The organism is Paraburkholderia sprentiae WSM5005 (assembly GCF_001865575.2).
Lineage (GTDB): Bacteria > Pseudomonadota > Gammaproteobacteria > Burkholderiales > Burkholderiaceae > Paraburkholderia > Paraburkholderia sprentiae.
Genome location: NZ_CP017562.2, coordinates 1522644 through 1547774 on the forward strand (window position 1 = coordinate 1522644; position 25131 = coordinate 1547774).

Here is a 25131-nt window from a genome sequence, read left to right on the forward strand (position 1 = left end):
TTACCTCACAGCACTTTTGAGAGAAACTCGCGCGTTCGCTCTTCACGCGGGTTGCCGAGCACCTGGGCGGGCGGCCCAATTTCCAGGATTTTCCCGCCGTGCATGAACGCGACGCGCTTGCTTGCCTCACGAGCGAATCCCATTTCATGGGTAACGACAACCATCGTCATCCCGTCGCGTGCAAGATTCCGGATGACGTCCAGTACCTCGCGTACCATCTCGGGGTCGAGCGCCGACGTTGGTTCGTCGAAAAGAAGCGCACTCGGTTTCATGGCCAGCGCGCGGGCTATCGCGACGCGCTGCTTCTGCCCGCCGGACAGCTTTTGCGGCACTACGTTTGCTTTGTCGCTCAGGCCTACCTTGGCCAATAGTTCCTCAGCCTTGTCCCTCGCCTGCAGCTTTGACATCCCCAGCAATCGCGTCGGCCCGAGAGTCACGTTCTCGAGTACCGTCATATTGTTGAACAAGTTGAAGTTCTGGAACACCATCCCGATCTTTCGACGCAATTTGTTGACGTCGTACTTCCTGCTGAGAACATCGTCGCCGTCGATGTGTATGGTTCCCGCGTCCGGCGTTTCGAGCAGATTCAGGCAGCGGAGCAGCGTTGATTTTCCAGATCCCGATGCGCCGATTAAAGCGACTACCTCGCCCTCGGCGACCGACATGCTGACGCCGTTGAGCACGTGAACCGATCCGAACGCTTTTTCGATACCGCTCGCAGAAATCATGGACGCGCTTTCGGCTGCAACCCGGCGCTCGCTGGCACCGGGAGCGGGTTGATCTGCAAGCTCCGAAAGGATACGGATTGGCGCATTCATCGAGAAACCCTTTGTTCGAGGTAGCCGGTCACGCGTTCGGCTACGAGGTATATGAATAGATACATGCCGCCCACGATGGAGAGGACACGGATCATGTCAAAGTTCTGCATGTAGATGTTCTGCCCGGCGAGCGTGAGTTCCGTCACGCCTATAACAGACAATAGCGACGTATTCTTGAGCGTGATGCTGAGCTGATTCGCCAGGTTTGGGATCATGGTTCGAAACGCCTGCGGCATGATCACCAGTCTCATGGTTTGCCAATGACCGAACCCGATTGCACGTCCGGCCTCCATTTGCCCTTGATCGACTGCCTGAATCCCGGAGCGAAAGACTTCGGCCAGAAACGCCGCCGTGTATAGCGCCATGGCGATTCCGCCAGCGACTATCGCGGGTGTCCGAACCCCTGTCAACACGGGCAAGCCAAAGTAGACCAACAAGATCTGGACGAGCAGCGGCATGCCGCGAATGAGGGTTCCATATGCCGCGGCAATCGAAGCCGCCAACCGGAGCCTGGACATTTTCATAAACGCGAGCGGCAGACCTAGCACACCGCCGAAAGCCATTGATGTCACTGTCAGGATCACGGTTAACTTCATCCCCTCCAAAAGAGAGGGTAGGTAATCCCAAAGCCAAATCATATCTGTCATGAGTGGCCGCTCCTCAATTCATGTTGTAGGTCTTGGCGATGGCATCCAATTCGCCGCTGGCTTTCAATTTCGCGATGCCACGATTGACGACTGCGACCCACTTGCTTCCTTTGGGGAAAGCGAATGCGATACCTGTCGGATCCAGCATAGGACTCACGATCTTGATCGTGGGCTTCGCGCCTTCGACCCGCAACTGATAGCTCACCAACGCGGAGTCGTAGATCATCGCAGCGACGTCGCCCGACCTCATAGCTAGCTGCATACTCGCCGGATCTTGGAGGATGCGCAGATTGACACCCCATTCAGGCGCGTGCTGACGCGCGACTTTCAACGCGGCCGAGCCTTGCTCGCAAGCAATCGTATTGCCCTTGAGATCGGAAAGGCTCTTGATTCCGCTATTAACCGGGACTATGACGAGAGCGCCCTCGATGAAGTAGGGCGTCGAAAAGTCCACGATTGCCTGACGTTCTTTCGTAATGAAAATACCGCTTACGGCGATATCGAGCTGACCAACCTGGAGCGCCGGGATCAAACCGTCGAATGCCATCTGCTGATAACGCATATCGAGGTTTTCGAGCTTTCCTACCCTCCGCAGGATGTCGTTGCTGATCCCTAGAAATTTACCCCCTTGGATATAGGAGAAAGGTGGCGCATCGGGCGCAGCCCCGACCGTTACCGTCGCGTTCGTGGGGTTGCCGTCTGCCAGCGCAGCTGACGAATGCCCGAATGCCGCAGCCGCGATGCACAGGAACATCGCAATACAAGGTCTCTTTTTCAACACGCAGATCTCCTCCAAGAAAGTGGTTGACGAAACCTGCAGCCGCGCAGGAGTCGGGCGTTCCGAATATCGGATCAATGTTCCTATATTATGGATATCGTCAATGACGCATGTTATGGGGGTTTATGCTCATTCAGATGTCGTTTGCTTTATTGGAACATCGTTCCTATAATTGGAACAATCACCACAACGGAGAAACCGATGAGCTACGCCGACACTGAGACTCTTGAGCAACGTACCGCCAATCTTGCCTTTTCCTGCCGGGAGAAACTCTTTTCAACCGCGCCGGAACTCGACCTCATCATCACAACGGACCCGGTTCACGTCGGTTACCTGACGGGCTATCGGAGCATCCTCCAGGATGCCGGGCCGTATGCGCAGGCTGCAATCGCCACACGCGATCGGGTGGCTCTGATTACCGGTGCGAGCGACGCAGCTGCCGCTCTTGAGGAATTGGAAGATCCCTTCTGCATCTGGCGATACGGCACCTTCTATGTGGGCGCAACGGCGGGAGTGGCGAGCTATGCGGACATGCCTGCACCCGGAGCGAATTACGCCGACACGATCGTGTCTGCCTTATCCAGCTTCGATCTCCGCGGGGCACGTGTCGGCCTGGATACGCGTGACGAAAGATTGGCGCACACGATTTGGCGGCAATTCCCACAAGCGGCGTTCCAGAACGGGGCACCATCGTTAAAGCGTGCGCGCGCGACGAAATTGCGAGACGAACTCGTGCTGCTTCGCCATGCGTCATGCATTACCGATAAAGCCCTCGAGTCCATCGTGCCGATGATTCGCGCGGGCGTCACGGAACTCGATATCGCACGCGAAATCACCAGCACTATCGTTCAAGGGGGAGGCATCCCGCGCTTCGTCGTGGTTACCTCGGGCGAGCGCAGCTCGCGGGTTGACGCCTACGCCCGCAACAAACGCCTCGAAGACGGAGACCTCGTGCGCATGGACATTGGTTGCACCGTAAATGGGTACTGCTCGGACATGGCGCGCACACTGACTGTTGGCGGCCCAAGCGATCAACAGGCCGAGCGCTACGCGGCACTGCTGGCCGGCGAACAGGCGCAAATTGCGGCCTTGAGACCGGGCGCACTGGCCAGCGATATTTTCAAGATCGCCATCGGGGCCGTTCGAAAAGGCGCTTTGCCGGATTATCAGCGGAATCACTGCGGACATGGTATCGGTCTGCACTCCCATGAGTTCCCGCCGATCGCTCCCGACTCTAACGTACTACTCGAGCCTGGCATGGTGTTCTGTGTAGAGACTCCGTACTACGAGCTCGGTTGGGGCGGTATGATGGTGGAAGATACAGCTATCATCACGGACGACGGGCACGAACTTCTGACCCATTCGGCTCGGGAACTATGCCAGGATCGGGTAAAGTAATGGCCCACCGCCCAACACCGGCCATTCATAGGCCGTTAAACATTCGCATAGACAAGAAGACCCGATGAAGAGCCAGTCACTTGAACGAGGCCTCGACGTCATGGAGCTACTCAATGCGTCGCAAGAGCCGATGGGTCCCCGCGAGATATCCCGTCGGCTCGGGTTAAGTCCGGCCATCGTTCAGCGCCTCCTCAACACCTTGACGGCAAAGCACTATTTGAGGCGCGACCCTGTCACGCGACGGTACAGTATCGGGTACCAGACGCTGAATCTGGGCGCAGCGCTGATGGCGCGAGACACGTTGTTGCTGGAGGCCCGCAAAGAACTCCAGTTGCTGGCTGACAGCATGCGTATCGATGGTTATCTCGGAGCGCTCCAGGACAAGACCCCGATGTATCTGCTTTGTGTCGACGGCAAGGGGCCAGTCACCGTCAGGGTACATCCCGGGTCACCAATCGGATTGCACAACACGGCCATCGGCAAAGCCATCCTTTCGTCTTTTCCGGACGAGAAAGCGCTGGAACTGCTGCAAATGGAACCGCTGGAACAGAGCACGGCCAAGACGATTACTGACCCGGAACAACTTGTCGCGTCCTTGCATAGGATACGGACCGACGGATATGCCCTGATCGAGGACGAGCAGGTCGTGGGCATCTCGTCAGTTGGCGCCCTCGTCGGCGACGCCAGCGGGCAGATGCGGACAGCGATTAGCGTCGCTTACTCGAAGCACTTTAGCCCCGAACTCGAACAACGAGACGTGATTGAAGCCATTCTCGGCGCAGCGAGTCGGATCACGCGCAATTGCGGGTTCCATTCTGCCTGAGTCGAGATTGCTCTCGAACTCGCCAGCATATTTTGGCCCGTGGCCGCGACTTCGCGAAACGAATTCTTGCGGAAGGTATAATCAAGCAATACGATCAAAAAGACAGCAGCACGGCACCGGTCCGGGTTTTGTCGCAATAACGAGGTGAGGCCAAGCAGAGGCTATATCTTGAGTACTGCTTATGCCGCCAACTCATAGAACTGCTTGGCTGCAGACCGCGCGGTGCTGTGGCGACACATCAACTGCCCCTTTTTAATCATGTGCATGACTTCGATGCCACCCAGTAAGATGCGGGCGCAACGAAAACTCTTAAATCCCAGCATGGGACGAATGCGGCGCTTGATAGCCCGATGGTCCTTGGGTAGCCGTACCGCATTGCTGCGGCACGCCCCCTAAGAACCGTACGTGCGCCTTTAGGAGAATACGGCGCAAGCCTCTACAAAGGCATCTGTCGACACCCGGTGGCACAACTTCTACTCAGGCGTATTGCGGATTTCTACGGCAATCGAGATGGTGCACTTGAAGGTTGCTTGCTGCATCCGACCAGCTTTGTTCGGAAGGGGCCGGCGTTCCGTGGGATGGACGCAACTATCCATTTCTGAAAGAAGGGGGTCTGCCAAACGAATTCCAGAGGTGTGTGATTCACACGCCAGAGGTTAAGGATGTTCGCGATGACTACGCCTTCGCGGTCCTGTGATCCGATTTTCCGGGTCAACAAGGTCGAACCGATACATCGTTTGATCCGCGAGATCTGCGCTTCGACCAGCGAGCGTTGCCCATAGCCATACTTCTTGTGGAACGCATAAATGCCCTTTTTTCCTTGATGTAGCCGACGACCTTGTCATGCCATTGTGTCTGTTCTTCGCCATGCACCACCGCGTGAGAAGGCGGCGATATAACGGGCAGCACGCCTGATCGAGACAGGGCTTCCGTCCGCTCGATGCTGTAGTACGCGCCGTCGGCAGTCACACGGTCAATCGGGATATCGTCGGGCAGCACCCGGTCCATCCCTTCGATATCCGAAACGTCTGTGCCGGTGATCGCGATCGCGTGAACATTCATTTCCGCGTCGATCGACAGGTGCATCTTGCGCCACGGCGTTTTCGCCGCCTTTTTGCCGTACTTCTGCTCGTACCCACTCGCTGGCCCGACCGAAACTCATCCCTGTACTGTCGATGATGATGCTCGTATCTTCGCCCCTCGCCAGACGTCGGGCCAGTCGTTCGCAACGTTGCGTAACCTTAATGTCCAGCGCGGCAAACAGATCGCACAGATGGCCGAAGCTGGGAACCGGGATGTCCAGTCCCCGACTGGCCCAGTAATCTTCCGTATACCCGGTGGTCTGCCGCATCCCCCAGCCGAACAGCCGGTAGAACGTATAGAGCAGTTCAACGTACGCACGGGTGTATAACGGCAGCCTGCCCGAGACTCCAAGCACGTACGGCGATGCTGTAATGAATTGCGACTTGAGATCACCCTCAGGGAAATAGAGGCTGATCTTTCCGCGCTTCTTCGAGCTCCCGTTATATTCGCGCCAGTTCGTCACCCGATAACCAGGATTCTTGCGCTTGCGTTCCTGACCAGCTTTGAGTCTGGCTTTGCACGACATCCATGTTTTTTCGGGCTCGTTGAGCTTACGATTCTACAACGACCAAGCACCCTTCCGAACAAAGCTGGTTTAGTGCAGCTGACGCGTTCGCAATAAGCCCCCGAAATGCTCTTCAATGTCGACAATTTGTATGCCATGGATCGACAACCAGTCTCGATTGAAAACCGAGTCCAAGTACTTGGTACCACTGTCGCAGGCTATTGTTACGATGCGCGATCCTATCGGTGCGTGTTGAGCCACACTGAGCGCCTCGTAAATCGCCCCCCCCGTTGATCCGCCAACCAGTAAACCGTGCTGCTGGGCAAGATAGTGGCATGTAGAGAAGGCCATGTCGTCGCTCACTTTGCGGCCCGCATCTATCACGTCGTAGTCAATGACCAGACCCACATCGGCACCTTCAGGCGTGCCAGTCCCCGATTGGAGGTAGTCTCTACCCTCACCGCCGAAGATGATACTTCCGACAGGCTCCACGCCGATCACCTGAAGTTCAGGAATATGCATCCGCAACTGGCGCGCAGAACCGCATAGTGACCCACCGGTACCAATAGCGCAAACGAGATGCGTAATCGTTGCGCCGAGGTCGTCGAGCAATTCTGCAGCCAGTTCCGCGTAACCGGCTGCATTTGCCGGATTGTTGTGCTGTTCTGTCCAGTAGGCGCCCTCTTCTATAGAAATTCGCATGGCTTCTCGGTCCCGTATGTCAGTCTCCAACACGCCGTCGCCGCTGCCAACGACCCGAACGTTGCTTCCGAATGCGCGAATCGTAAGAATTTTATCAAGGCTTGCATGAGAGTCCATAAGAGCTGTGAACCTGATTTTTCGCGCAGCTGCGATCATGGCCAATGCAGTAGCTGTGTTCCCTGAAGAAGATTCGACTATATCAATAGTTTCTTCTTTTGATGAAGTCGGGAGACGGTTGATCATGGCGAGCGCCATTCGGTCTTTCATTGATCCACACGGATTGAACATCTCTAGCTTAAGATAAAGACTAACTTCCCCCCCACGTAAAGGGATGAAAAGCAGCGGCGTACGCCCGATAGTATCTAGTATGCTATTGACGATCATCTATCTGCTCCAGATCTTGGTGCGGTTTCATCGGCAAGAACGTGCCGTCCGAGCGGACGACCGGAATTTTTTCGGTGAGGCTATTGATGGGATGATTTTCAACTTCCTTCTATTCATCCTATAGAGATACAAATAATTGTGAGCAGACGGCGTGTGATAAATTCTCCCTAATTTTAGCCCGTGCTATAAAGCTATGTTTGGACTCAAGAGAACGGCATCCGACAGCACGGTAATCTGCGCTTCGTGGTGTGTTCGAGCCCATTCCATGTGTCGCAAAGCAACCAGGCCAGCATCCGCATACGGACACCAACAGGCTGGGATGCAAGAGGCCTTTCGACGAAATGACGATATGTGCGCTGTCTTCCGCCCAGAGAGGAGCGAATAGCAACTGCATGCCCGAAGCGCAAGCCAAGCGTGACAATCGCCATCGAGCTTATACACATTATCCCGCCATTGAACATGTTTTTCCTGAGATGGTTTGTGCTATCTTGCCCTATATGTACGGTAGGCAATGCCAATGGATCTGCCTATCCCAGCCAGGCATTCCAAATCGGCTATTGAGCAAATGGTGCACCGAATCTGAATAACGGCTTCGACTCGCATTCAAAGCGGGGGTTGCGAATCATAGACACCACCTCACTTCAGCTCATCGAGCGCGACCGCGCAACTCGGCAATGTGACATTCAACCTATGTCGAGTGGTCTTGAAACTCATCAAATTTCCAGAAAGACCAGCTTGGATGATATGGTCGACAACCGCCGGTGCAGGATTGCCCCAGTAGGTGACATTCAAGTTTGGGTCATCGTAGGAAAGCAAAATACATGGAACAAACGACAGTTCTAATTCCATGGCGCAAAAATATCGATGATGGCCATCCATAATAATGGAGTGGCGGTGTTCGACTAGAATAGGTGTGGTCCACTGTCCCGCTTCCACGATCAATTTGATCAGCGTCCGGGCACGTGGGACGTTGATCTTCTCGCTTGGGCGAAGTTGACGTACTGGCAATTTGACGACTGGGTAAGTTGGGATAGCTTCTGCGGGTGACAAGGGCTTCTCCTGAATATCAACGTTCTATCAGGAGGTAATGCACGCATCGTGCCACATGAAGAGATCATGGTGGTGTTATGCCTCTTTTGAAATTCGAGTGGGTGACGCGGGTCGTCGACAAGAAAAATGAGTGGGTCAATGGCGGACGGGACGTCCGGCGAAGCGAACCATTGACGCGCTCACTTTCCCGAACAAGCTAGAGGGCTTGGGGCAGGCGAAGCCTTGCTGCGCCTGCCCCCGAGTCCGTCCGGCGGCGAGGACTTCCCCGCCTCGAGGCGGGGTCAGGGGTGGGGCATCGTTAGCCAAGAAGGCGCGATGCTAAAAAAATGTGCAAATTCTAACTCACTCCATTTTCAAAAGAGCCCATGTTATTCAATGGCCGCTGGTAGAGTCGCGTGTCCGACATTGTCGGAAAACGAAGAATCGCGACACTGATCGGAAACGCTAGTATTACTCAACTGGTTGCTGATATGACTCCCTGTGTCAATCGGGATCGGTTTTTTCAGTTTTTAAATGGACACACTATGCGGAATTTCCTGAGGGCGACGTAGCAGTACGTCTCGACGGTGGATCGCACTGATATCCGCGGGTTGGGTAAGTGTTGCTAGTAAACGCATTTGAATTTGCTAACTTTCGGCGTCGTCATCACGCCGGGGTACCAATGAAGTGTGTCGTAGAACTGACCGAAGCCGAGGATCAGACGTTGCAACAGTTATCCGTGAACCACAAACGTTGCGACGTGCGCACCCGGGCCGCAGGCGTGCTGTTGCTCGGACGCAGGGTCAAGCTGACCGGGATTGCCTCGAAACTTGGCGTCGGCGGCCAATCGGTCTACAACTGGGCGCACGCGTGGCGAGAGCATGGCGTTTGCGGCTTGCTGATCGGTCATAAGGGCGGTCCGTCCCCGCGCGCTGTCCGAAGGCATGCTGGCCACTGCGACGAAAGTTGCAAGCACACAGTCCATGACGCTCGGGCAAATCGCGAAGCGCATCGAAGCCGTGCATGGCGAACCGATGCCATGCGCACTGGAAATGTAGACAGTAGCACTTGACTCGACAGACAGTGTCAGTTCATTTCGTCGTTCCCGACTTGATACCTGCCTTTCCGGGGTGAGAAAAAGGTCAAGCGCAAAACCGCGAAGCGGTGCGCCACAGGCGCAGGCTTGAGCTTCGACTCGCCCCGGAAAATCATTCCCTTGATCGGGAGCGGGCGATATCTCCGCTGACATTTTCTGACCGGTCGAGTACCGGCTAATACACTGGAAACCTTGCCGGTTGCGCCGGTATGAACGGAGCAACGATCGGATGGCGGCAATTGTTTTGCCTCTTCATTGGTTGCACGAGCGACCTGAGTCAATGGCAAACAGGTCGGACCGTCGGTGACAAAACCTGCGCAGTCTTGGGGCTCTCGAAGCCGTGGATATAAGTAGGAGTCGCCGGGCGAAATCCATCGGGGCCGGGCACATGCATGCCACAGAAAGGCCGAATGTGTATATGCAATCCTGCACCTGCTCGCTGTAGAACAGATCGTTTGGCAAACGGGACGAGGCCATGTATAAAGCAGCAACCGCCCCATCACGTCATGCACACGAAAAACCTTCGCAAAAAGGGGAGGTATCCATATAGAGTCATACTGTCTAGTTTCGCGACTGCGCAGTCCCGCAGGATACCAGCGACACCCGAGAACCTGTTAAGCAGGATCGATCGTTGCTAAAAATAGCGACTATCTGTAAGCGCTCAGTCTGGCACACGGGACCGGTAAGGCTGCGTGGCGGTGGATCAGCGCTGGCAGCCTAGATAGAGCGCCTTCAGGATGTAGTTGAACATCGCATGCGCGCTGAGCTTTCGCCCGGGGCCGCGACGGCCCTTGCTCAGATGCGGCCAGACAAATTGCCCGAACTCCTCGACACTCAATGTCGTTGGAATCTCTTGCCACGGCTGGCTTTGAGCCATTTTGACCTTCAAAGCATCCGGATTCTAGCCGATTCGCGTGCGGTCGCCGGAACCCATGCTCCACGCGCCTTTCACCCGATAAAGCAGGCCTGAAAAAACCCGCAACCAGTTGTTGGGCCATTTATCCGAGCTACGAGGGCTGGCTTGAGAAAGAGAGGGGGCCATTCGATTTATCGTCTCGAACAATTCACCGCAGCGCATCACCTTGACGTAACAATCACGCCGAGGCTTGCGCTGACGACGAGCACCGTGCCCGCGAATTGCAGTGCTGTCATCGCCTGATCGAGCACCACAAAGCCCGCTAGTGCGCCGATCGCCGGTTCCAGGCTCATCAGAATGCCAAATGATGCAGCGGGCATGTGCCGCAGAGCCACCATCTCCAATGCGTAAGGCAGGAGCGGCACCAGTAGCGAGAGCCCAGCCGTCGCGGCTAATTGCGGGAGGAGGACGTGCAAACGATGCTCAGCAATCCCAAACGGCGTGACGGCCAGCGCAGCCACGATGAGCGATATAGACAGCCCTTCGAGGCCGTTGAAGAGCGTGCCGGTCTTTTTCATCAATACAATGTAGCTACCCCAGCCCGCTGCGGCACCTACGGCGAGCAGCGTGGCTATGGGATCGCCGATCCATCCTGCGTGGTCGTGCGCAAGCAGCGGCACACCCGCGACCGCAAGAAGCGGCCAGAGCAGAGTCCGCAGTCGCCGTGCGCTGATCGTCGCGACCGTGAGTGGACCGAGAAAGGCGATTGTCACAGTGAGGCCAACCGGAATTCGCTTGATCGCCGAGAACAAACACAACGTCATGCCGGCCATTGCGATGCCGAGCGCGCCCGCAGCGACCCAGTGCGTCCGTGAGTAACGATGCAGCTTCGGACGGACGATGAGCCCTAGAATGACGGCCGCCCACGCAAGCCGCAGCCAGATTGTACTGAATGTACCGAACGCATCCATCGTCGGCACGGACAGTGCGACGCCAAACTGCACGCAAAGCATGGACAGCAAGCCGAGTAGGGCCGTCCCGCCGACCGGGTACGGCCGACGTAGATCTGGCCGTTTGCATATGAGAGGAGTACGAAGCGGCGACTGTCGATGGTTTTGCATGCGGAGAATCTTCCATTGGTTCTTTCCGGAACTCAGGGAAATCGGACGACGATAACGATAGTACCGGTGAAACTCATCACGAGAATTGATCAACGTCAACGAGCGGAAATTGGGAAGGGGACAATAAATAACAAAGTTCGTTATGGCATCGCCCCTTGTTGGGTTGGTCAGTGGAGGCACAGATTGATGCTGGCACCCGTGCGACATGACTTCTATGTGAGCCTCTTTATGGCTATGCTTCTAGGAAGTTGCATCATACGAAGTATATTCCCTCATGCCTGCATCAAGCCCCTAACTGGAGAAACCGATGAGCTACGCCGACACTGAGACTCTTGAGCAACGTACCGCCAATCTTGCCTTTTCCTGCCGGGAGAAACTCTTTTCAACCGCGCCGGAACTCGACCTCATCATCACAACGGACCCGGTTCACGTCGGTTACCTGACGGGCTATCGGAGCATCCTCCAGGATGCCGGGCCGTATGCGCAGGCTGCAATCGCCACACGCGATCGGGTGGCTCTGATTACCGGTGCGAGCGACGCAGCTGCCGCTCTTGAGGAATTGGAAGATCCCTTCTGCATCTGGCGATACGGCACCTTCTATGTGGGCGCAACGGCGGGAGTGGCGAGCTATGCGGACATGCCTGCACCCGGAGCGAATTACGCCGACACGATCGTGTCTGCCTTATCCAGCTTCGATCTCCGCGGGGCACGTGTCGGCCTGGATACGCGTGACGAAAGATTGGCGCACACGATTTGGCGGCAATTCCCACAAGCGGCGTTCCAGAACGGGGCACCATCGTTAAAGCGTGCGCGCGCGACGAAATTGCGAGACGAACTCGTGCTGCTTCGCCATGCGTCATGCATTACCGATAAAGCCCTCGAGTCCATCGTGCCGATGATTCGCGCGGGCGTCACGGAACTCGATATCGCACGCGAAATCACCAGCACTATCGTTCAAGGGGGAGGCATCCCGCGCTTCGTCGTGGTTACCTCGGGCGAGCGCAGCTCGCGGGTTGACGCCTACGCCCGCAACAAACGCCTCGAAGACGGAGACCTCGTGCGCATGGACATTGGTTGCACCGTAAATGGGTACTGCTCGGACATGGCGCGCACACTGACTGTTGGCGGCCCAAGCGATCAACAGGCCGAGCGCTACGCGGCACTGCTGGCCGGCGAACAGGCGCAAATTGCGGCCTTGAGACCGGGCGCACTGGCCAGCGATATTTTCAAGATCGCCATCGGGGCCGTTCGAAAAGGCGCTTTGCCGGATTATCAGCGGAATCACTGCGGACATGGTATCGGTCTGCACTCCCATGAGTTCCCGCCGATCGCTCCCGACTCTAACGTACTACTCGAGCCTGGCATGGTGTTCTGTGTAGAGACTCCGTACTACGAGCTCGGTTGGGGCGGTATGATGGTGGAAGATACAGCTATCATCACGGACGACGGGCACGAACTTCTGACCCATTCGGCTCGGGAACTATGCCAGGATCGGGTAAAGTAATGGCCCACCGCCCAACACCGGCCATTCATAGGCCGTTAAACATTCGCATAGACAAGAAGACCCGATGAAGAGCCAGTCACTTGAACGAGGCCTCGACGTCATGGAGCTACTCAATGCGTCGCAAGAGCCGATGGGTCCCCGCGAGATATCCCGTCGGCTCGGGTTAAGTCCGGCCATCGTTCAGCGCCTCCTCAACACCTTGACGGCAAAGCACTATTTGAGGCGCGACCCTGTCACGCGACGGTACAGTATCGGGTACCAGACGCTGAATCTGGGCGCAGCGCTGATGGCGCGAGACACGTTGTTGCTGGAGGCCCGCAAAGAACTCCAGTTGCTGGCTGACAGCATGCGTATCGATGGTTATCTCGGAGCGCTCCAGGACAAGACCCCGATGTATCTGCTTTGTGTCGACGGCAAGGGGCCAGTCACCGTCAGGGTACATCCCGGGTCACCAATCGGATTGCACAACACGGCCATCGGCAAAGCCATCCTTTCGTCTTTTCCGGACGAGAAAGCGCTGGAACTGCTGCAAATGGAACCGCTGGAACAGAGCACGGCCAAGACGATTACTGACCCGGAACAACTTGTCGCGTCCTTGCATAGGATACGGACCGACGGATATGCCCTGATCGAGGACGAGCAGGTCGTGGGCATCTCGTCAGTTGGCGCCCTCGTCGGCGACGCCAGCGGGCAGATGCGGACAGCGATTAGCGTCGCTTACTCGAAGCACTTTAGCCCCGAACTCGAACAACGAGACGTGATTGAAGCCATTCTCGGCGCAGCGAGTCGGATCACGCGCAATTGCGGGTTGACGTTGCCCGCGAATTTCGGATGCCTTAACTGAGCGGAGATTATGGCACCCGTTGGTTCTGGGCGGCGTACCAGTCCCGTTCGAATTGCATCGGGCTGGGGTAGCTCAACGTCGAGTGAAGACGGCCGTGATTGTAGAAGCTCAACCGATCGACTACTTCGTCCATCGGTTCGCGATGCGTTACAAAGCGCGTCCCAGCAATTTCCTTTGCGGCTCATCGAACTGCGCATGCCGTAGTCCTTGCCTTGAGATCGATGATGCGGGTTATTGAACTGGCGCCAGAACAGTTCGAGCATGAGGCGCGACGCGCCGATGTGACCCACACCTCTGAGGCGTCTGAGGTGTGTGATTCGCTCACGCACCGGAGTGGACAGGCGCTCCTCGAGCGCGCGCTCAAGCGCGGCGAGCTGCTGCTCGGCGAGCTCCAGCCGCGCTGTCTCACGCACCAGCCGTTCGCGCAACTCCTCCGGCAGCGGCGTTCCATCGCGACAGACCAGTTCGCCGCGGGAGAGCAGTCTGGCGAATGACCGGTGATCAACGTCGTCCCAGCAACCCATCGTGACAAGCAGTTTGCGCATGCGCTCGCGGTGCTGCAGCACTTCCTTGTGCAACTGTCCGCCATCACGGATCAGATGACGCACGGCTTTGTCATCAACGGACGGCACACGCACGACGTGCATCCGGTCACGTTCACCATGCAGCCAGGCGCGCAGATGGTGACCAGCTTGATGGCATCCAGCCTGTCTGTCTTCGCACGCCGCTTGTGGCGCTCCACAGGGATGCTCGCGGCATCGATCATATAACTCTCGATGCCGCGGGAGCACAGCGCACGAACGATCCAGAATGCGTCCCGCCCCGCTTCGTAGCTGACAACCACGCGCACGTTCGACGGCAGGGACCACTTCTGCCTGTCTTGCGCGATGGGTTCGAGAACGGCCTGCAGTCGCAGGTTCGCCTGCGACGCGCTGACCGTGTGGACCGCCGGCTTCTCTCTGAAGCGCCACTTTCCACTGGGCGGCCGACAGTTCGAGTGACACCGCCAGAACGACATTTCCACCATGGGGCCCGGTCACGTGATTTGCGTCCATGATGCCCTCCCTAGAGCAAACCTGGCACCGTCAATTCTACGACTCCGGCCTTAACGACTCTCTCGCTCCAGAGGATCTATTGAAGGATCCCGCCGGTGCACCGACGCAGCCGCTGATTGCGGTATAAGAAGTCTCTTCCATAGTTGGTCGTCTGGCAAAAACATGCCCTGTCGCATCTCGGCGGACGCATCCTGGCTTTGTCCTGGTAAGGATTGAGTGACAACACGACTGGCATGCGAAGTACTGCTTGACGTTGCGAGGTCATGGAATTGATCAACGGCGGAACGGACCGGCTCCGTGAGCACACTCCATCTGCCCTTTCGAAATCGTATGCATCACCTCAATGCGGGCCCGAAGGACGCGGGGGCAGCGAAACTTTTTGAAACCCAGCACGAGCCATGTTCGTCGCTTTATCGACTTGATCTGATTGGATGAGAAACTGGACACGTTGAAACGCTGACAAGCTACCTGTGCCGCGCTGCGGCAACTCTCAAGTGCCTGTGACCCGGCTCGTCGCAAACTATTTTTACTCCTCGCGCGGAACGCGATATGGGTACTCTTTGGGGGAACCGGGTCCCCTCCTTTCGGCAATAGCAACGGGACAGTGGCGCACGCCTCGGCTGATAGTGCGATTGATATCTTCTACCGTGAAGACCTGGTACTCCGGACACTGCCACCATGGAAAATTGAATGGATTTTCTTCTTTCGCGTCAGCGCTGACTCGGCGCAAACATGACGGAGCAGTCGGCTCAGACAGTGTCAAACGTGCCTGTGACGCGTGGGGGCCGATGGTACTGCTAGCTTGCGCGACCTGCAGCGGGGTGCGACGACGGCAGGCGGCGACGCCCGATATTGCGCGTATCGACTGCGCGATAGATCACCTCTTCGATGGAAACGCCGAGGCTTTGCAAAAACCTACGATACCCACCGCCTGCAAAACACTTCGTCCCGTTGCCCTGCGGTGCCGGAGGTGCGGTGAGCAGCTTTGACCTGCCGCGCGAAGCCCGCCTCGAATTGTTTGGTAGCTGACGACAACACCGCGTTCGAACAGCAAGTCCTCGACGTCGCGCAGGTGCAACTGAAACCGGCAGTACCATCGCACGACGCGATTGATGACGATCGCCGGAAGGCGACGGCCACGATAGACCGATTCGATGTTCCGAGTCCCGGATGTTATCCGAACCACTGAGCAACGTGACAACTCCCTTTGGACTGCGGGTGATCCGGCGTCTGAATCCGACAACGCCGCATGGACAATTGACGCACCGCGAGGTTTGCGTATGTTCAAGGTGTTCAGCGTCTCAATTCCTCGTATGATTCACTCACGCGGCCCGAGGTAATGTCAAACCAAGCATAGTGCTGGTCAGAATGCCACTAGGAAGAAAAGCGATCGTCATCTACGGCTTTCGTTTTCCTGCAGCGGGCATCGGCTACGCAGTACGCCGGCACCACCGCCTCAATCTTAGTCCACGGGAATTGCGTTGCACTATATCGGTTGGCCAATTCCCCTCTAACGGCGGAACAAGTTCCTATGGACATGCTAGACGTCATCGGTATTGGTATCGGACCGTTCAATCTAAGCCTCGCGGCGCTCATTCAGCCCACCGGTTTGCGAGCGCTTTTCTTTGAGAAGCGCGTAAAATTCTCCTGGCATCCGGGGCTCATGCTGCCCCAAAGTCAACTCCAGGTGTCGCCGCTCAAGGATTGTGTGACCCTGGTGAATCCCACAAGCCCATATTCCTTTCTCAACTATCTCGCTGTACATCGACGCCTGTACAGCTTCGTGAATAAAGGTGGAAACAGCACGTCGCGACGTGAGTTCACCCACTATTACCAATGGGTCGCGCAATGCCCGGACACGCTTCGATTCGGCGAGGAGGTGATCGATATCAGGCCTTGCAATAAGGGCTATTGCGTGACCACTACCGCGCGCACATATCATGCGCGCGCGGTAGTGGTCGGGGTCGGCGTCGAACCCAAGGTGCCGGCATGTGCGCGGCAGGTGGTTGGCGAGACGGTCTATCACGTAGACGACTACCTTAACCGGAAACCGTTCAGCGAAGACGAACATGTGCTGGTGGTGGGCGGCGGGCAGAGTGGCGCGGAAGTCGTCGAGCACATGCTGACCGAGTCAGGTCCCGACAAGATCACTTGGGCGACGTCGCACGCCAATCTGTTTGCGATGGACGACAACGCATTTGTCAATGAAGCATACATGCCCAGTTATAGCCAACGCTTTCACACGCTGCCGATCCAGCGGCGCCGGGCCATTGTCGAAAGCGAAAAGCTCACCAGCGACGGCATCTCCGCCAGCCTGTGCAACCGGCTCTATGAAGCGTTGTACGAACGCAGCGTCCATAGCACGCTAGCCGACTGCTTTTCGTCTGTTGCCTTCGGTGCCAATGGACGAGATCACACGCCGCAGCGGTCGCTGGCATATCGGGTTGACCTCGCTCGTCACGTCGCAGCGCAACGGCATAAGCGCGGACAGAATCATCCTGGCAACCGGTTTTCAGCCGCTCCATTTGCCATTCGTTCAGAAGCTGCTCGACGGCGCAAGCCGTGAAGACGGTCTGCCAACGCTCGATCCCGATTACGCCGTGCGCTTCGATGCGTCAATGCCCGGTCCCGTGTATCTGCAAAGCCAAAGCCGCGTGCAGCATGGCCTGCAAAGCGTCAATCTTTCGCTGGTCGCGCACAGGAACAGCCGCATCATCAACAGTCTGCTAGGTCGTGCGTTCTATCCGGATGTTCCGGACCGGCAACTGCTCGACAGCCTTGAGGATCAGGAGACTGAAGCAGGATCGATACTGTGCGACGCGCCTCAGGCCTCGCGTCAACCGGCAGTGGCGTAAGCGCATGACTGGCTCTTCCATTTATCTATCGACTGGCGAGCGTGCGATCTCACACGCCGAGCACTTGCCGGCATCCCTCCAATTACGGGCGTTCATTCCGTTTCTGATCGCGTCACTGGTGATCGCTGCTTCGTACGGGACGAGTTTTCTCCTGCCCGAGTACCTGCAATCCCTGGGCATGAAGAGCGATGTCGCCGGCGCCGTGATTTCGAGCGGCATGGTCTCGACCATGATCTGCTGCTGCGTGGCTGGGCGTATAGCCCAGCGTATCGGTGTCATGCCGACCATCGCGCTGGCCTCGCTCGTCATGGCAGGCAGCATGCTCTGCTTCGCCGCTGCGCCAATGGACATTCGTGCGGTCTATGCAGGCGGTTTGCTGTTGGGCGCTGGGTGGTCCGTGTTCTTCATACTCGCGCCGCTGCAAATCATCCATCATCTGTGCCCCAACGCGCGTATCCAGTACCTGACCTTCGTCTCCGGCACCCAAATGGCCGGCCTAGGCATGGCGGCGCCCTTGAGCCGCCTGATTGCCCAACATGCCGGCTCGATCGCGCTGGCCTACCTTCTGTTCGCTGCGGCATGCGCGGTGGCGGCAGTCTGCGTCAAGATCGCCGGCGACGCGATGAGGGATAGGTCCTGTTTGCCGATGACGCGCGTGGCCATTACCGCGACCGACACGTCGGCCCTGCTCAGGGCACGAACAGCAGTGCCGATCGCAATGCTCTCACTGGCAGCCTGTGTCTTCGCCGGGCTGGCAACTTACCAGACACCCTATGCCGTCTCGCGTAACCTCAGGCCAGACCTGTTCTTCCTGACGTTCACGATAACCAGCGTGGCACTGCGCTTGTCGCTCGCGAGAACCATGGGACGCATCAAGCCCGCGCGACTGGCGCTCGCATTGCTTTTGCTGACCGGCGCCTCGCTCGTACTGTTCCTGTTGAACCACGGCAGCACGACGCTTTATATCGTCGCCACCGCGCTGTTCGCCACGGGCTACGGACTGAGCTACTCGACCCTGAACGGCATGGCCGTGAACCTCGCCGGAGACCACGGCGTTTCGGTGCCGGTGACTTCGCAAATCTTTACGCTTGCCTATTTCATCGGTCTGTTCGGATGCCCTTTCCTATGTGGCGCCCTGATTCACGTTTTCGGCGCCGATGCAATGCTCGTCGTCCTGCTAGTTTTACTGTGTCAATAGATTCATGCCATTATAGAAACTTCTTCAGACATGGCATGAGGAAGCGATGGTCGGGAAATCGTCGTTCGATGAGTACCTGGAATTCCTCTGCGAGGCACTCGGGCACAGCGATCGCAACGCTGGGCTGGTTGGATACTGCCAAGGTTTGATGTTGCCGCTGCGGCGTAAAAGCGTGGAGCCGTTGGCGGCCCACCTCGAACCTGAACGTGTCAGCGCGCGCCACCAGTCGTTGCATCACTTCGTTTCGAAGTCAGAATGGTCAGCTGCAGCCTTGCTCGAGCGGGTAAGGCGCTGGGTGCTGCCGCATATGAATCCTGCCAACGGACTGTTCTGGATCATCGACGACACGGGCTTTCCGAAGCAGGGCAAACATTCGGTGGGTGTGGCGCGGCAATACTGCGGGCAGTTAGGCAAGCAGGACAACTGTCAGGTCGCCGTGAGCTTGTCGGTTGCCGCCGAGGACGCCAGTTTGCCCGTCGCATATCAACTCTATTTGCCCCGCGAATGGAGCGAAGACACGGCACGATGTCAGCGCGCTGGCGTACCCGATGAGGTAGCGTTCTCGACCAAACCGCAAGTGGCGGCAGCACAACTGCGTGAGGCGCGCGAAAGCGGCGCGCCTCACGGTATTGTGCTGGCGGACGCCGGTTACGGGAACGACAGCGTCTTTCGTGACGCCGTCAGCGAATTGGGACTGGCCTACGCAGTGGGTATTCAGTCCAGCGCCCGCGTCTGGGCTCCCGGCACGGCCCCCCTGAGTGTCGAGCCGCCCACCGGACAGCCTGGGCGGCCACGCAAACTGTTGCGCCGCGCGCCCGGGCACGAGCCGGTATCAGTCAAAGCGCTCGCGCTCGGTCTAGATGCCGAGTGCTACCAGGTGATCAACTGGCGCGAAGGAACCCGTGCCGCCTTGAGTTCGCGGTTTGCTGCCGTACGCGTACGCACAGGAAGCTTTTTATTCCCGCCGCTTTGGCGCGCTCATCGGCCTGCTTGCCGGCTTCGTATTCGGGCTGCCCGACATGCAACAGCACGCCGAGCTGACGGCTCTGCGCCTCGCTTCACGGATTAAATTTGATGACCGGCGCCCCCTTCTCGACGATGGTCGTGACTGGCCGCTGAACCACGTCGAAGTCGGCGATCGTCGTCGCTACGCCGTCATAGTTGAGCGCGGCCGCCTGCTCGAGCATCCGCGTCACCTGCGGGCTCTTTCGCGAGCGCGTCCGATAGCGCGGCGAGCCCGTCTGGCTGCGCGAGCGCCGTATGCCAGCGCACGGCCCTCATGCGTAGTTCGCGAAGGCGCCACAGCTTGTCGACGATGACGGCCCAGTTTGCGAGCGAGGCGAGTACAGGCACCGCCATGATCGGTTTGACGATGGCGTCCGCCTGCAAAAAGAGTCCCCACGGGGATAGATGCTGCGCTATTTGAACAGTGCTCATGTCGCTGTCGTAGTTGCGTTGCGCTTACACAACATGCGTAGTTTATTCAAGGCAATCGCAGCCGAGTACATTAGCGAGTACATCAACGAATGAAAATCATGAAAACATCCAAATAAATCAAAAACTTCGGTCCGGAATCCGAGTCCTCTCCTGGGCGTCGAATAACCGTGGAAAAGTGGAGAAGAGTTCGAACAAGCCTCACCGATCTCGGGAATTTGCTGGGCGCTTTTGTTCATCTGTGAGACGGGGCTAGCCACAGGCCAGCCGGCACACTTGCGAACACATTCAAAGTTCGGGGTCGCGAACTTTCCGCTCAACGACTTAGCCATCGGCAACCGCCAACCATCGATGCCGTCTGGCACGGAAATACCTAAAGCGCCGACTCGATATGCGCAACCGACACGGCTAATCACTCGTTTGCCATCGTGACGTATCGGGAATTCCAGCTCAATCCCGCATTGTTGTCTGAGCCCCCACACAAGATCGTGTATAAACTTTTCTTGCCGTTCCCGGTCGAGCTACTATGATGGGCAATTGAAGTCGCCCGCTGGATCTCGTCCAGCGCTCTTCGCAGTGCCTCACTCATGCGGTACTTTTCGCGGTCGTGCTTCGTCTCTTTGTCTGGACCGCCGCGGGTCTTTTGACCAGAAGCCTCCTTTCCTGCTTGTCCCCGTGGCATCGTCGTAATCCCCGACGAGACTTAGCGATTGCTTTTTCCATTTGGGGAATCGTTGTCCACTGGCCAGTCTTTCAATACCGCACATGCTTGACTTCACCTAGGAAGGCTCGGGTGTCGGGCACGCGTGCGCGATGTAATCGCCTGCGAAACTGGCCACTTCGCGGCCCAGCCCTTCAAAGCACGGGCGGTCTCGGCCTTCCATTGCCATAGGAACGTTGACAACGGCGTCATCTATTGTCCGGTCGCGGAATCGTGGCGCGCAAAATGAGTAGGTAAGCGGTCTGCGTCGTAATGGGACGACGTCGGCGCTCCGGCAGTCTACGGGCATTTCAAGACCTCGCCCGACAGGTAGAAGATGTATCAGGGGAAGGGCAATGATGCGGACACCAGCTAGGACAATCAGCAGGAGAGCATCAACCGAGGCGGCGGTCGATCGTCGACGGCCCCCCCGAGACACAAATCACAAAAACCGCTTTATTGGTTCAGCGCGATCCTGAGACGAGAGGATCACAGCATGTCCGCACCGACCAACATGAAACCGCTTTACCTGGATCTGCCGACTGTCGCGGCCACGGTGTCGCTATCGGAGGCGAGCATCCAGAAACTGGTCCGCGAAAACCGATTCCCAAGGCCTCGCATGCTGTCCGGCCGCCGCGTTGCCTGGCTCATGCGCGAAGTCGAAGCATGGGCTGAGGAACGCCCCGTTTCAGACCTACTCCCTCCTCCGAACACTGGCCATAGCAACCGGCGCCGCAAAGCTACTTCTTCGGATACTGAAGCGCAAGCTCCTCGAGAAATTGCGAAAGGCGCATGAGCCATTCGCGTCGCTCCCGATCATAGTGATGCCGATTGTAAATGCCGGCAACGCCTGGCTGTATATGCCCCAGCACAGCCTCCGCCACGTCGTGAGGACAACCTAGCGCCGCCAGAAAAGTTCGAGCAGTTCTGCGAAGGTCGTGCGCCGACCAGTGCGTGACAGGTAGTCGTGGCCTGTTGTGATCGGGCGCCTGCTTACAATACGGCTGATGGTAGTAGATGCCGTGCTGAATGACAGTCTGGCTCATCATATGCCCGTCCGAAGTCGGGAACAGGTAACCGTTGACAGCTTGCTCAAGGCGACGCATCACAATCGCTTCTGCACGGCCCACAAGCGGCACCCGCAAATCGCCCGCCTTCGAACGCCATGAATTTTTCGTCTTCTCCTTCGGCACGGTCCACCAAAGCCCGTCGTCCTCGTCAGTGATTTCGTGCTTCTCCATGGAGATGATTTCGCCACCTCGCGCGCCCGTCCAAAGATAAAGCGCAATGGCGTCCGCAACCGTGAGACTAATGTTGGGAAGCCATCGAAGCAGCGTGCCGGTTTCACTCTCGCTCAGGACTCGCTTCTTTGTGCCCATCGCGACGCCAGCGACCGTCCGACCTTTGCTGCGCAGCTTGCCGCGGAGGATCATTCGCCACCAGTTTGGCGTTCCATCGGGTAGCCGACCAGCGTCCATCGCATAGTCCCATGCACCACCAAGTTCCATCCGCAATCTCGCGGCAAGTGAGGGCGTTGCACGGTACGAATCCAGAAATTCGAATGCTTGCGCGCGCGTAATGGAGGCTGCCGACAAGCCCGCGATCGGAACGAGCATTGAGTTGAACATACGCCGCACCTCGACGACCCCTTTCTCTTTGCGAGTGGGTTCGAGGTATCCCTCGACATAGTCCGCGCAGACTTGCTTCACCGTGTAGGCGTTGACCGCACGTGATATAGCTACGGACTGACGCTTCTCTCGCCTCTCGGTGGCCGGGTCCGCCCCATTGTCGCGTGCCGACCGCTTCAGCTCCCACTCCGCTATTGCCGCAGGAAATCCCATAGCAGGCCACTCGCCGAGCTTGACCTGGCGCATACGGTCGTCGACCGGCGACCTGTAGCGGTAGATCCACGAGCGACGGCTTTCGCTTGCCTGCAGACGCAGGCCGGGAAAGCCATCAAACGTTAAGTGTTGGCCGGGCTCGAGCTTGCTGGCGTTGCGTGCATCGAATCTCATCGGGAAGGCAGCGTAGGTTTTCGACCACGACCCGACGTTCAGCGTAGCTTTTCCGTCGAATCCCCAAAAAACCTACGCCAGCATGCCAAGTTTCCCGATGTTTAGTCAAGTGACGTTACGGCTCAGCGAAAATGTCCAGACGGGCGTTCTCGCTTTACCAGAGCGGGTTTCACGGCTCAAACCCTTGCTCAGCGGGGCTCGCTGGCGGCCCCAAAATCTCGTCACTCATTCTCGTCGAAGTAATGCCCGAACTTCAGCTGCTTGGTACGGATATACCGCTCGTTTTCCTCGCGCATCGGAATCGCGAGCGCGACACGCTCGCACACCGGAATGCCGTGCTTCGACAGCGTGTCGAACTTCTCTGGATTGTTGCTCATCAGCCGCACCGACGTGACTTTCAGCGTGCGCAGAATGCCCGCGGCCGAATCGTATTCGCGCGAATCGTCGGGCAGACCGAGATCGAGGTTGGCTTCGACGGTATCGCGCCCCTGCTCCTGCAGCGCATACGCGCGGATCTTGTTCGACAGGCCGATGCCGCGTCCTTCGTGCCCGCGCAGATACAGCAGAACGCCGCAACCCTCGGCCGCGATATAGCGCAGTGCAAGATCGAGCTGCTCACCGCAGTCGCAACGATAGGAGCCGAGCACGTCGCCCGTCAGACATTCCGAGTGCAGGCGCGTCAACACGGACGACTGGTTGGCGACATCGCCCATCACAAGCGCGAGATGTTCGGCGCCGCTGTCGAGCACACGAAACACATAGGAAGTAAACGTGCCGTAGCGCGTGGGCAATGTTGCGGTCGCATCGAGCACGACGCATTCGCCGGTGACGGCGCCGTCCGCTGCGGGCGATGAATCCTGAGACGTGAGCATGGCGTTGGAAATGGTGCTGACATGAACCCGGGCGAGCCGGGGATAAGGTGTGGACTGCGAGTTTACCGCTAATCCGCATGTCGCACGCGGATGGCGCCCGCGGCCGCAGCACGCAGCCGCGTGCTAAGCCCCACAAAGCGCACGCGCATCAACACCTACACCAAGACGAGCCCGCGCGAAATGCGCCAACCCAGCGCGCATCGTCTCGCGCGCCCAGGATTGCGGGTGTACCGCCGACGCATGTCGCGCCTATACTGGAACCGCCTGTCCCCCACGACGGTGCGCCACTTCGGCGTGCTGCACTGCGAAACGGAGCCGCTCCATGACAAGCGTTGCACAGCTTCTTAAAACGAAACCGAACTCCTCCGAGGTCTACACGATCGGCGCCGACGATTCCGTCTACGAGGCGATCCGGTTGATGGCCGACAAAGGCATCGGCGCGCTGGTGGTGACGGACGGCGACCGCATCGCCGGCATCGTCACGGAGCGTGACTACGCGCGCAAGGTGGTGCTGATGGACCGGTCGTCGAAGGCGACGCCGGTGCGCGACATCATGAGCAAGGCGGTGCGTTTCGTTCGTCCCAACCAGACGACCGAAGACTGCATGGCGCTGATGACCGAGCGGCGCATGCGTCACCTGCCGGTCATCGAGAACGAGCGGCTGATCGGCATGGTGTCGATCGGCGACCTCGTGAAGAACATCATCGCGGAACAGCAGTTCACCATCCAGCAACTCGAGTTCTACATTCACGGCGAACGGCCCTGAGATCGAGCATGGGTTTCGCTGCGCGACAGCGCATCGATCGTTCGCGCGAGACCGGACGCAAAAAAAGCCCAAGCCTCGAAAAGCCTGGGCCAAGCTACCTTGCGGCAGCGGAGGTTCCTTCACGACGAGGAACGCAGCGCGCGCACGGATGACACGCTCGCGCACGCCTGTGCGGCACGCTCGATTGAAACAGTACCTGGTATGAAACGCTGTGCGCCGCCGCAAGCGGCGCACAGCGTCGTGCCGCGCTTAGTTACCGAAATAGACGCTCTTCTGGCCGCTCATCGGCTGCGCGACGCCGCCCGCTTGCGTCGATCCGCTCATCGGCGCGCCGTAGCCGCTCGTGTCGGCGGTCGGCTGGGTTTGCGCGACGGTCGGATTTTGCGCCTGGACGCGCTGTTCGGCGGCCTGGATGTCGGCAGGGTAATTCGGGTCGTTCGATACCGACGGGTTATAGCCTGCGTGCTCCAGCTGGATCAGTTCGCTGCGCACTTCCGCTCGGGTGATCGGCTGCTGGTTCGATTGCGCGAACGATACGACCGGCGCGGCGAGAACGGCTGCGATAGCAACTGCCTTGATCAGCGATTTCATGATGACTTCCCTCCAATGTGGTTTTATGTGCATCGCCCACACACTGTGGTGTGCAGC

At 57.9% G+C, this 25131-nt stretch carries 24 protein-coding genes and 5 pseudogenes; 11 read left to right on the plus strand and 18 right to left on the minus strand.

The window, feature by feature from the left end:
* Positions 1–5: 5 nt before the first annotated feature.
* The 3 genes from BJG93_RS23685 to BJG93_RS23695 form a co-directional block, all read right to left on the minus strand.
* Entirely contained in the window at positions 6–728 is a 723-nt protein-coding gene (locus BJG93_RS23685; protein ID WP_027193795.1) for an amino acid ABC transporter ATP-binding protein, read from the minus strand.
* Between the two features lie 86 nt (positions 729–814).
* A complete protein-coding gene (locus tag BJG93_RS23690; protein ID WP_034476975.1) occupies positions 815–1465 on the minus strand; it encodes an amino acid ABC transporter permease in 651 nt (216 codons plus the stop codon).
* A gap of 13 nt (positions 1466–1478) precedes the next feature.
* The gene (locus BJG93_RS23695) at positions 1479–2246 is read right to left on the minus strand and encodes a substrate-binding periplasmic protein (RefSeq protein WP_154671663.1); all 768 of its coding nucleotides are present in this window, start codon (positions 2244–2246) and stop codon (positions 1479–1481) included.
* Between the two features lie 198 nt (positions 2247–2444).
* On the opposite strand from BJG93_RS23695, the gene BJG93_RS23700 reads away from it, so the two are divergent.
* Both BJG93_RS23700 and BJG93_RS23705 read left to right on the plus strand, forming a co-directional pair.
* Positions 2445–3641 (plus strand): M24 family metallopeptidase, encoded by a 1197-nt coding sequence (locus tag BJG93_RS23700; protein ID WP_027193800.1) that lies wholly within the window; start codon positions 2445–2447, stop codon positions 3639–3641.
* Between the two features lie 64 nt (positions 3642–3705).
* The gene (locus BJG93_RS23705) at positions 3706–4464 is read left to right on the plus strand and encodes an IclR family transcriptional regulator (protein ID WP_071336596.1); all 759 of its coding nucleotides are present in this window, start codon (positions 3706–3708) and stop codon (positions 4462–4464) included.
* A 179-nt stretch (positions 4465–4643) separates the two neighbouring features.
* On the opposite strand, the pseudogene BJG93_RS23710 reads toward BJG93_RS23705, so the two are convergent.
* From BJG93_RS23710 to BJG93_RS23725, 5 genes and pseudogenes are all read right to left on the minus strand, one after another.
* Positions 4644–4823: pseudogene (locus BJG93_RS23710) on the minus strand (DDE-type integrase/transposase/recombinase); the annotation flags it as partial.
* A 352-nt stretch (positions 4824–5175) separates the two neighbouring features.
* Positions 5176–5550, minus strand: coding sequence for a transposase (locus BJG93_RS36495; RefSeq protein ID WP_202904050.1), 375 nt, complete (start codon positions 5548–5550; stop codon positions 5176–5178).
* Entirely contained in the window at positions 5438–6073 is a 636-nt protein-coding gene (locus BJG93_RS23715) for a transposase (protein WP_202904051.1), read from the minus strand. Before BJG93_RS23715 ends, BJG93_RS36495 begins: the two co-directional genes overlap by 113 nt.
* A gap of 69 nt (positions 6074–6142) precedes the next feature.
* Positions 6143–7138 carry a PLP-dependent cysteine synthase family protein gene (locus BJG93_RS23720; protein ID WP_051374134.1) on the minus strand — a complete coding sequence of 332 codons (996 nt, stop codon included), beginning with the start codon at positions 7136–7138 and terminating at the stop codon, positions 6143–6145.
* 636 nt (positions 7139–7774) lie between these two features.
* Complete coding sequence (locus tag BJG93_RS23725) at positions 7775–8188, minus strand: ParB N-terminal domain-containing protein (RefSeq protein ID WP_174566115.1); 414 nt, start codon at positions 8186–8188, stop codon at positions 7775–7777.
* Between the two features lie 661 nt (positions 8189–8849).
* Between BJG93_RS23725 and BJG93_RS36500 the strand changes: the two genes are divergently transcribed.
* Complete coding sequence (locus BJG93_RS36500; RefSeq protein ID WP_407675321.1) at positions 8850–9239, plus strand: helix-turn-helix domain-containing protein; 390 nt, start codon at positions 8850–8852, stop codon at positions 9237–9239.
* A 727-nt stretch (positions 9240–9966) separates the two neighbouring features.
* Here BJG93_RS36500 and BJG93_RS23730 read toward each other — a convergent pair.
* On the minus strand, positions 9967–10140 hold the full coding sequence (locus BJG93_RS23730) for a hypothetical protein (protein ID WP_167544160.1): 174 nt from the start codon (positions 10138–10140) through the stop codon (positions 9967–9969).
* A gap of 200 nt (positions 10141–10340) precedes the next feature.
* Entirely contained in the window at positions 10341–11240 is a 900-nt protein-coding gene (locus tag BJG93_RS23735) for an EamA family transporter (RefSeq protein ID WP_027193799.1), read from the minus strand.
* 307 nt (positions 11241–11547) lie between these two features.
* On the opposite strand from BJG93_RS23735, the gene BJG93_RS23740 reads away from it, so the two are divergent.
* Both BJG93_RS23740 and BJG93_RS23745 read left to right on the plus strand, forming a co-directional pair.
* On the plus strand, positions 11548–12744 hold the full coding sequence (locus BJG93_RS23740) for a M24 family metallopeptidase (RefSeq protein ID WP_027193800.1): 1197 nt from the start codon (positions 11548–11550) through the stop codon (positions 12742–12744).
* Between the two features lie 64 nt (positions 12745–12808).
* On the plus strand, positions 12809–13588 hold the full coding sequence (locus tag BJG93_RS23745) for an IclR family transcriptional regulator (RefSeq protein ID WP_051374135.1): 780 nt from the start codon (positions 12809–12811) through the stop codon (positions 13586–13588).
* A 7-nt stretch (positions 13589–13595) separates the two neighbouring features.
* Here the strand turns inward: BJG93_RS23745 and BJG93_RS23750 are convergent.
* The 3 pseudogenes from BJG93_RS23750 to BJG93_RS23765 all read right to left on the minus strand — a co-directional run.
* Positions 13596–13797 (minus strand): annotated as a pseudogene (locus tag BJG93_RS23750) (IS3 family transposase); the annotation flags it as partial.
* Positions 13798–13818: 21 nt separating this feature from the next.
* Positions 13819–14643, minus strand: a pseudogene (locus BJG93_RS36720) (IS110 family transposase); the annotation flags it as partial.
* Between the two features lie 936 nt (positions 14644–15579).
* Positions 15580–15799 (minus strand): annotated as a pseudogene (locus BJG93_RS23765) (IS6 family transposase); the annotation flags it as partial.
* 375 nt (positions 15800–16174) lie between these two features.
* On the opposite strand from BJG93_RS23765, the gene BJG93_RS23770 reads away from it, so the two are divergent.
* The 4 genes and pseudogenes from BJG93_RS23770 to BJG93_RS23785 all read left to right on the plus strand — a co-directional run.
* On the plus strand, positions 16175–17209 hold the full coding sequence (locus tag BJG93_RS23770; RefSeq protein ID WP_202904052.1) for a SidA/IucD/PvdA family monooxygenase: 1035 nt from the start codon (positions 16175–16177) through the stop codon (positions 17207–17209).
* On the plus strand, positions 17169–17498 hold the full coding sequence (locus tag BJG93_RS23775; RefSeq protein WP_202904053.1) for a hypothetical protein: 330 nt from the start codon (positions 17169–17171) through the stop codon (positions 17496–17498). Before BJG93_RS23770 ends, BJG93_RS23775 begins: the two co-directional genes overlap by 41 nt.
* A 4-nt stretch (positions 17499–17502) precedes the next feature.
* Complete coding sequence (locus BJG93_RS23780; protein WP_051374136.1) at positions 17503–18696, plus strand: MFS transporter; 1194 nt, start codon at positions 17503–17505, stop codon at positions 18694–18696.
* A gap of 46 nt (positions 18697–18742) precedes the next feature.
* Positions 18743–19639, plus strand: a pseudogene (locus BJG93_RS23785) (IS701 family transposase); the annotation flags it as partial.
* Positions 19640–19754: 115 nt separating this feature from the next.
* Here BJG93_RS23785 and BJG93_RS36125 read toward each other — a convergent pair.
* Together BJG93_RS36125 and BJG93_RS23790 are read right to left on the minus strand one after the other, a co-directional pair.
* Positions 19755–19883, minus strand: a complete 129-nt coding sequence (locus BJG93_RS36125; RefSeq protein WP_269217462.1) for a hypothetical protein — start codon at positions 19881–19883, stop codon at positions 19755–19757.
* The gene (locus tag BJG93_RS23790) at positions 19852–20133 is read right to left on the minus strand and encodes a MotA/TolQ/ExbB proton channel family protein (RefSeq protein ID WP_027193805.1); all 282 of its coding nucleotides are present in this window, start codon (positions 20131–20133) and stop codon (positions 19852–19854) included. Before BJG93_RS23790 ends, BJG93_RS36125 begins: the two co-directional genes overlap by 32 nt.
* Before the next feature lie 1211 nt (positions 20134–21344).
* Here BJG93_RS23790 and BJG93_RS23795 point away from each other — a divergent pair.
* Positions 21345–21626 (plus strand): helix-turn-helix transcriptional regulator, encoded by a 282-nt coding sequence (locus tag BJG93_RS23795; protein ID WP_082194463.1) that lies wholly within the window; start codon positions 21345–21347, stop codon positions 21624–21626.
* Here BJG93_RS23795 and BJG93_RS23800 read toward each other — a convergent pair.
* Positions 21571–22845 carry a tyrosine-type recombinase/integrase gene (locus BJG93_RS23800; protein ID WP_027193806.1) on the minus strand — a complete coding sequence of 425 codons (1275 nt, stop codon included), beginning with the start codon at positions 22843–22845 and terminating at the stop codon, positions 21571–21573. The two genes, BJG93_RS23795 and BJG93_RS23800, sit on opposite strands and share 56 nt — an antisense overlap.
* Positions 22846–23066: 221 nt before the next feature.
* Positions 23067–23717 carry a GTP cyclohydrolase II gene (ribA, locus tag BJG93_RS23805; protein WP_027193807.1) on the minus strand — a complete coding sequence of 217 codons (651 nt, stop codon included), beginning with the start codon at positions 23715–23717 and terminating at the stop codon, positions 23067–23069.
* A gap of 322 nt (positions 23718–24039) precedes the next feature.
* Between ribA and BJG93_RS23810 the strand changes: the two genes are divergently transcribed.
* Positions 24040–24483, plus strand: a complete 444-nt coding sequence (locus BJG93_RS23810) for a CBS domain-containing protein (protein WP_027193808.1) — start codon at positions 24040–24042, stop codon at positions 24481–24483.
* 249 nt (positions 24484–24732) lie between these two features.
* On the opposite strand, the gene BJG93_RS23815 is transcribed toward BJG93_RS23810, so the two are convergent.
* Positions 24733–25074, minus strand: a complete 342-nt coding sequence (locus BJG93_RS23815; protein ID WP_027193809.1) for a DUF4148 domain-containing protein — start codon at positions 25072–25074, stop codon at positions 24733–24735.
* Between the last annotated feature and the right edge of the window lie 57 nt (positions 25075–25131).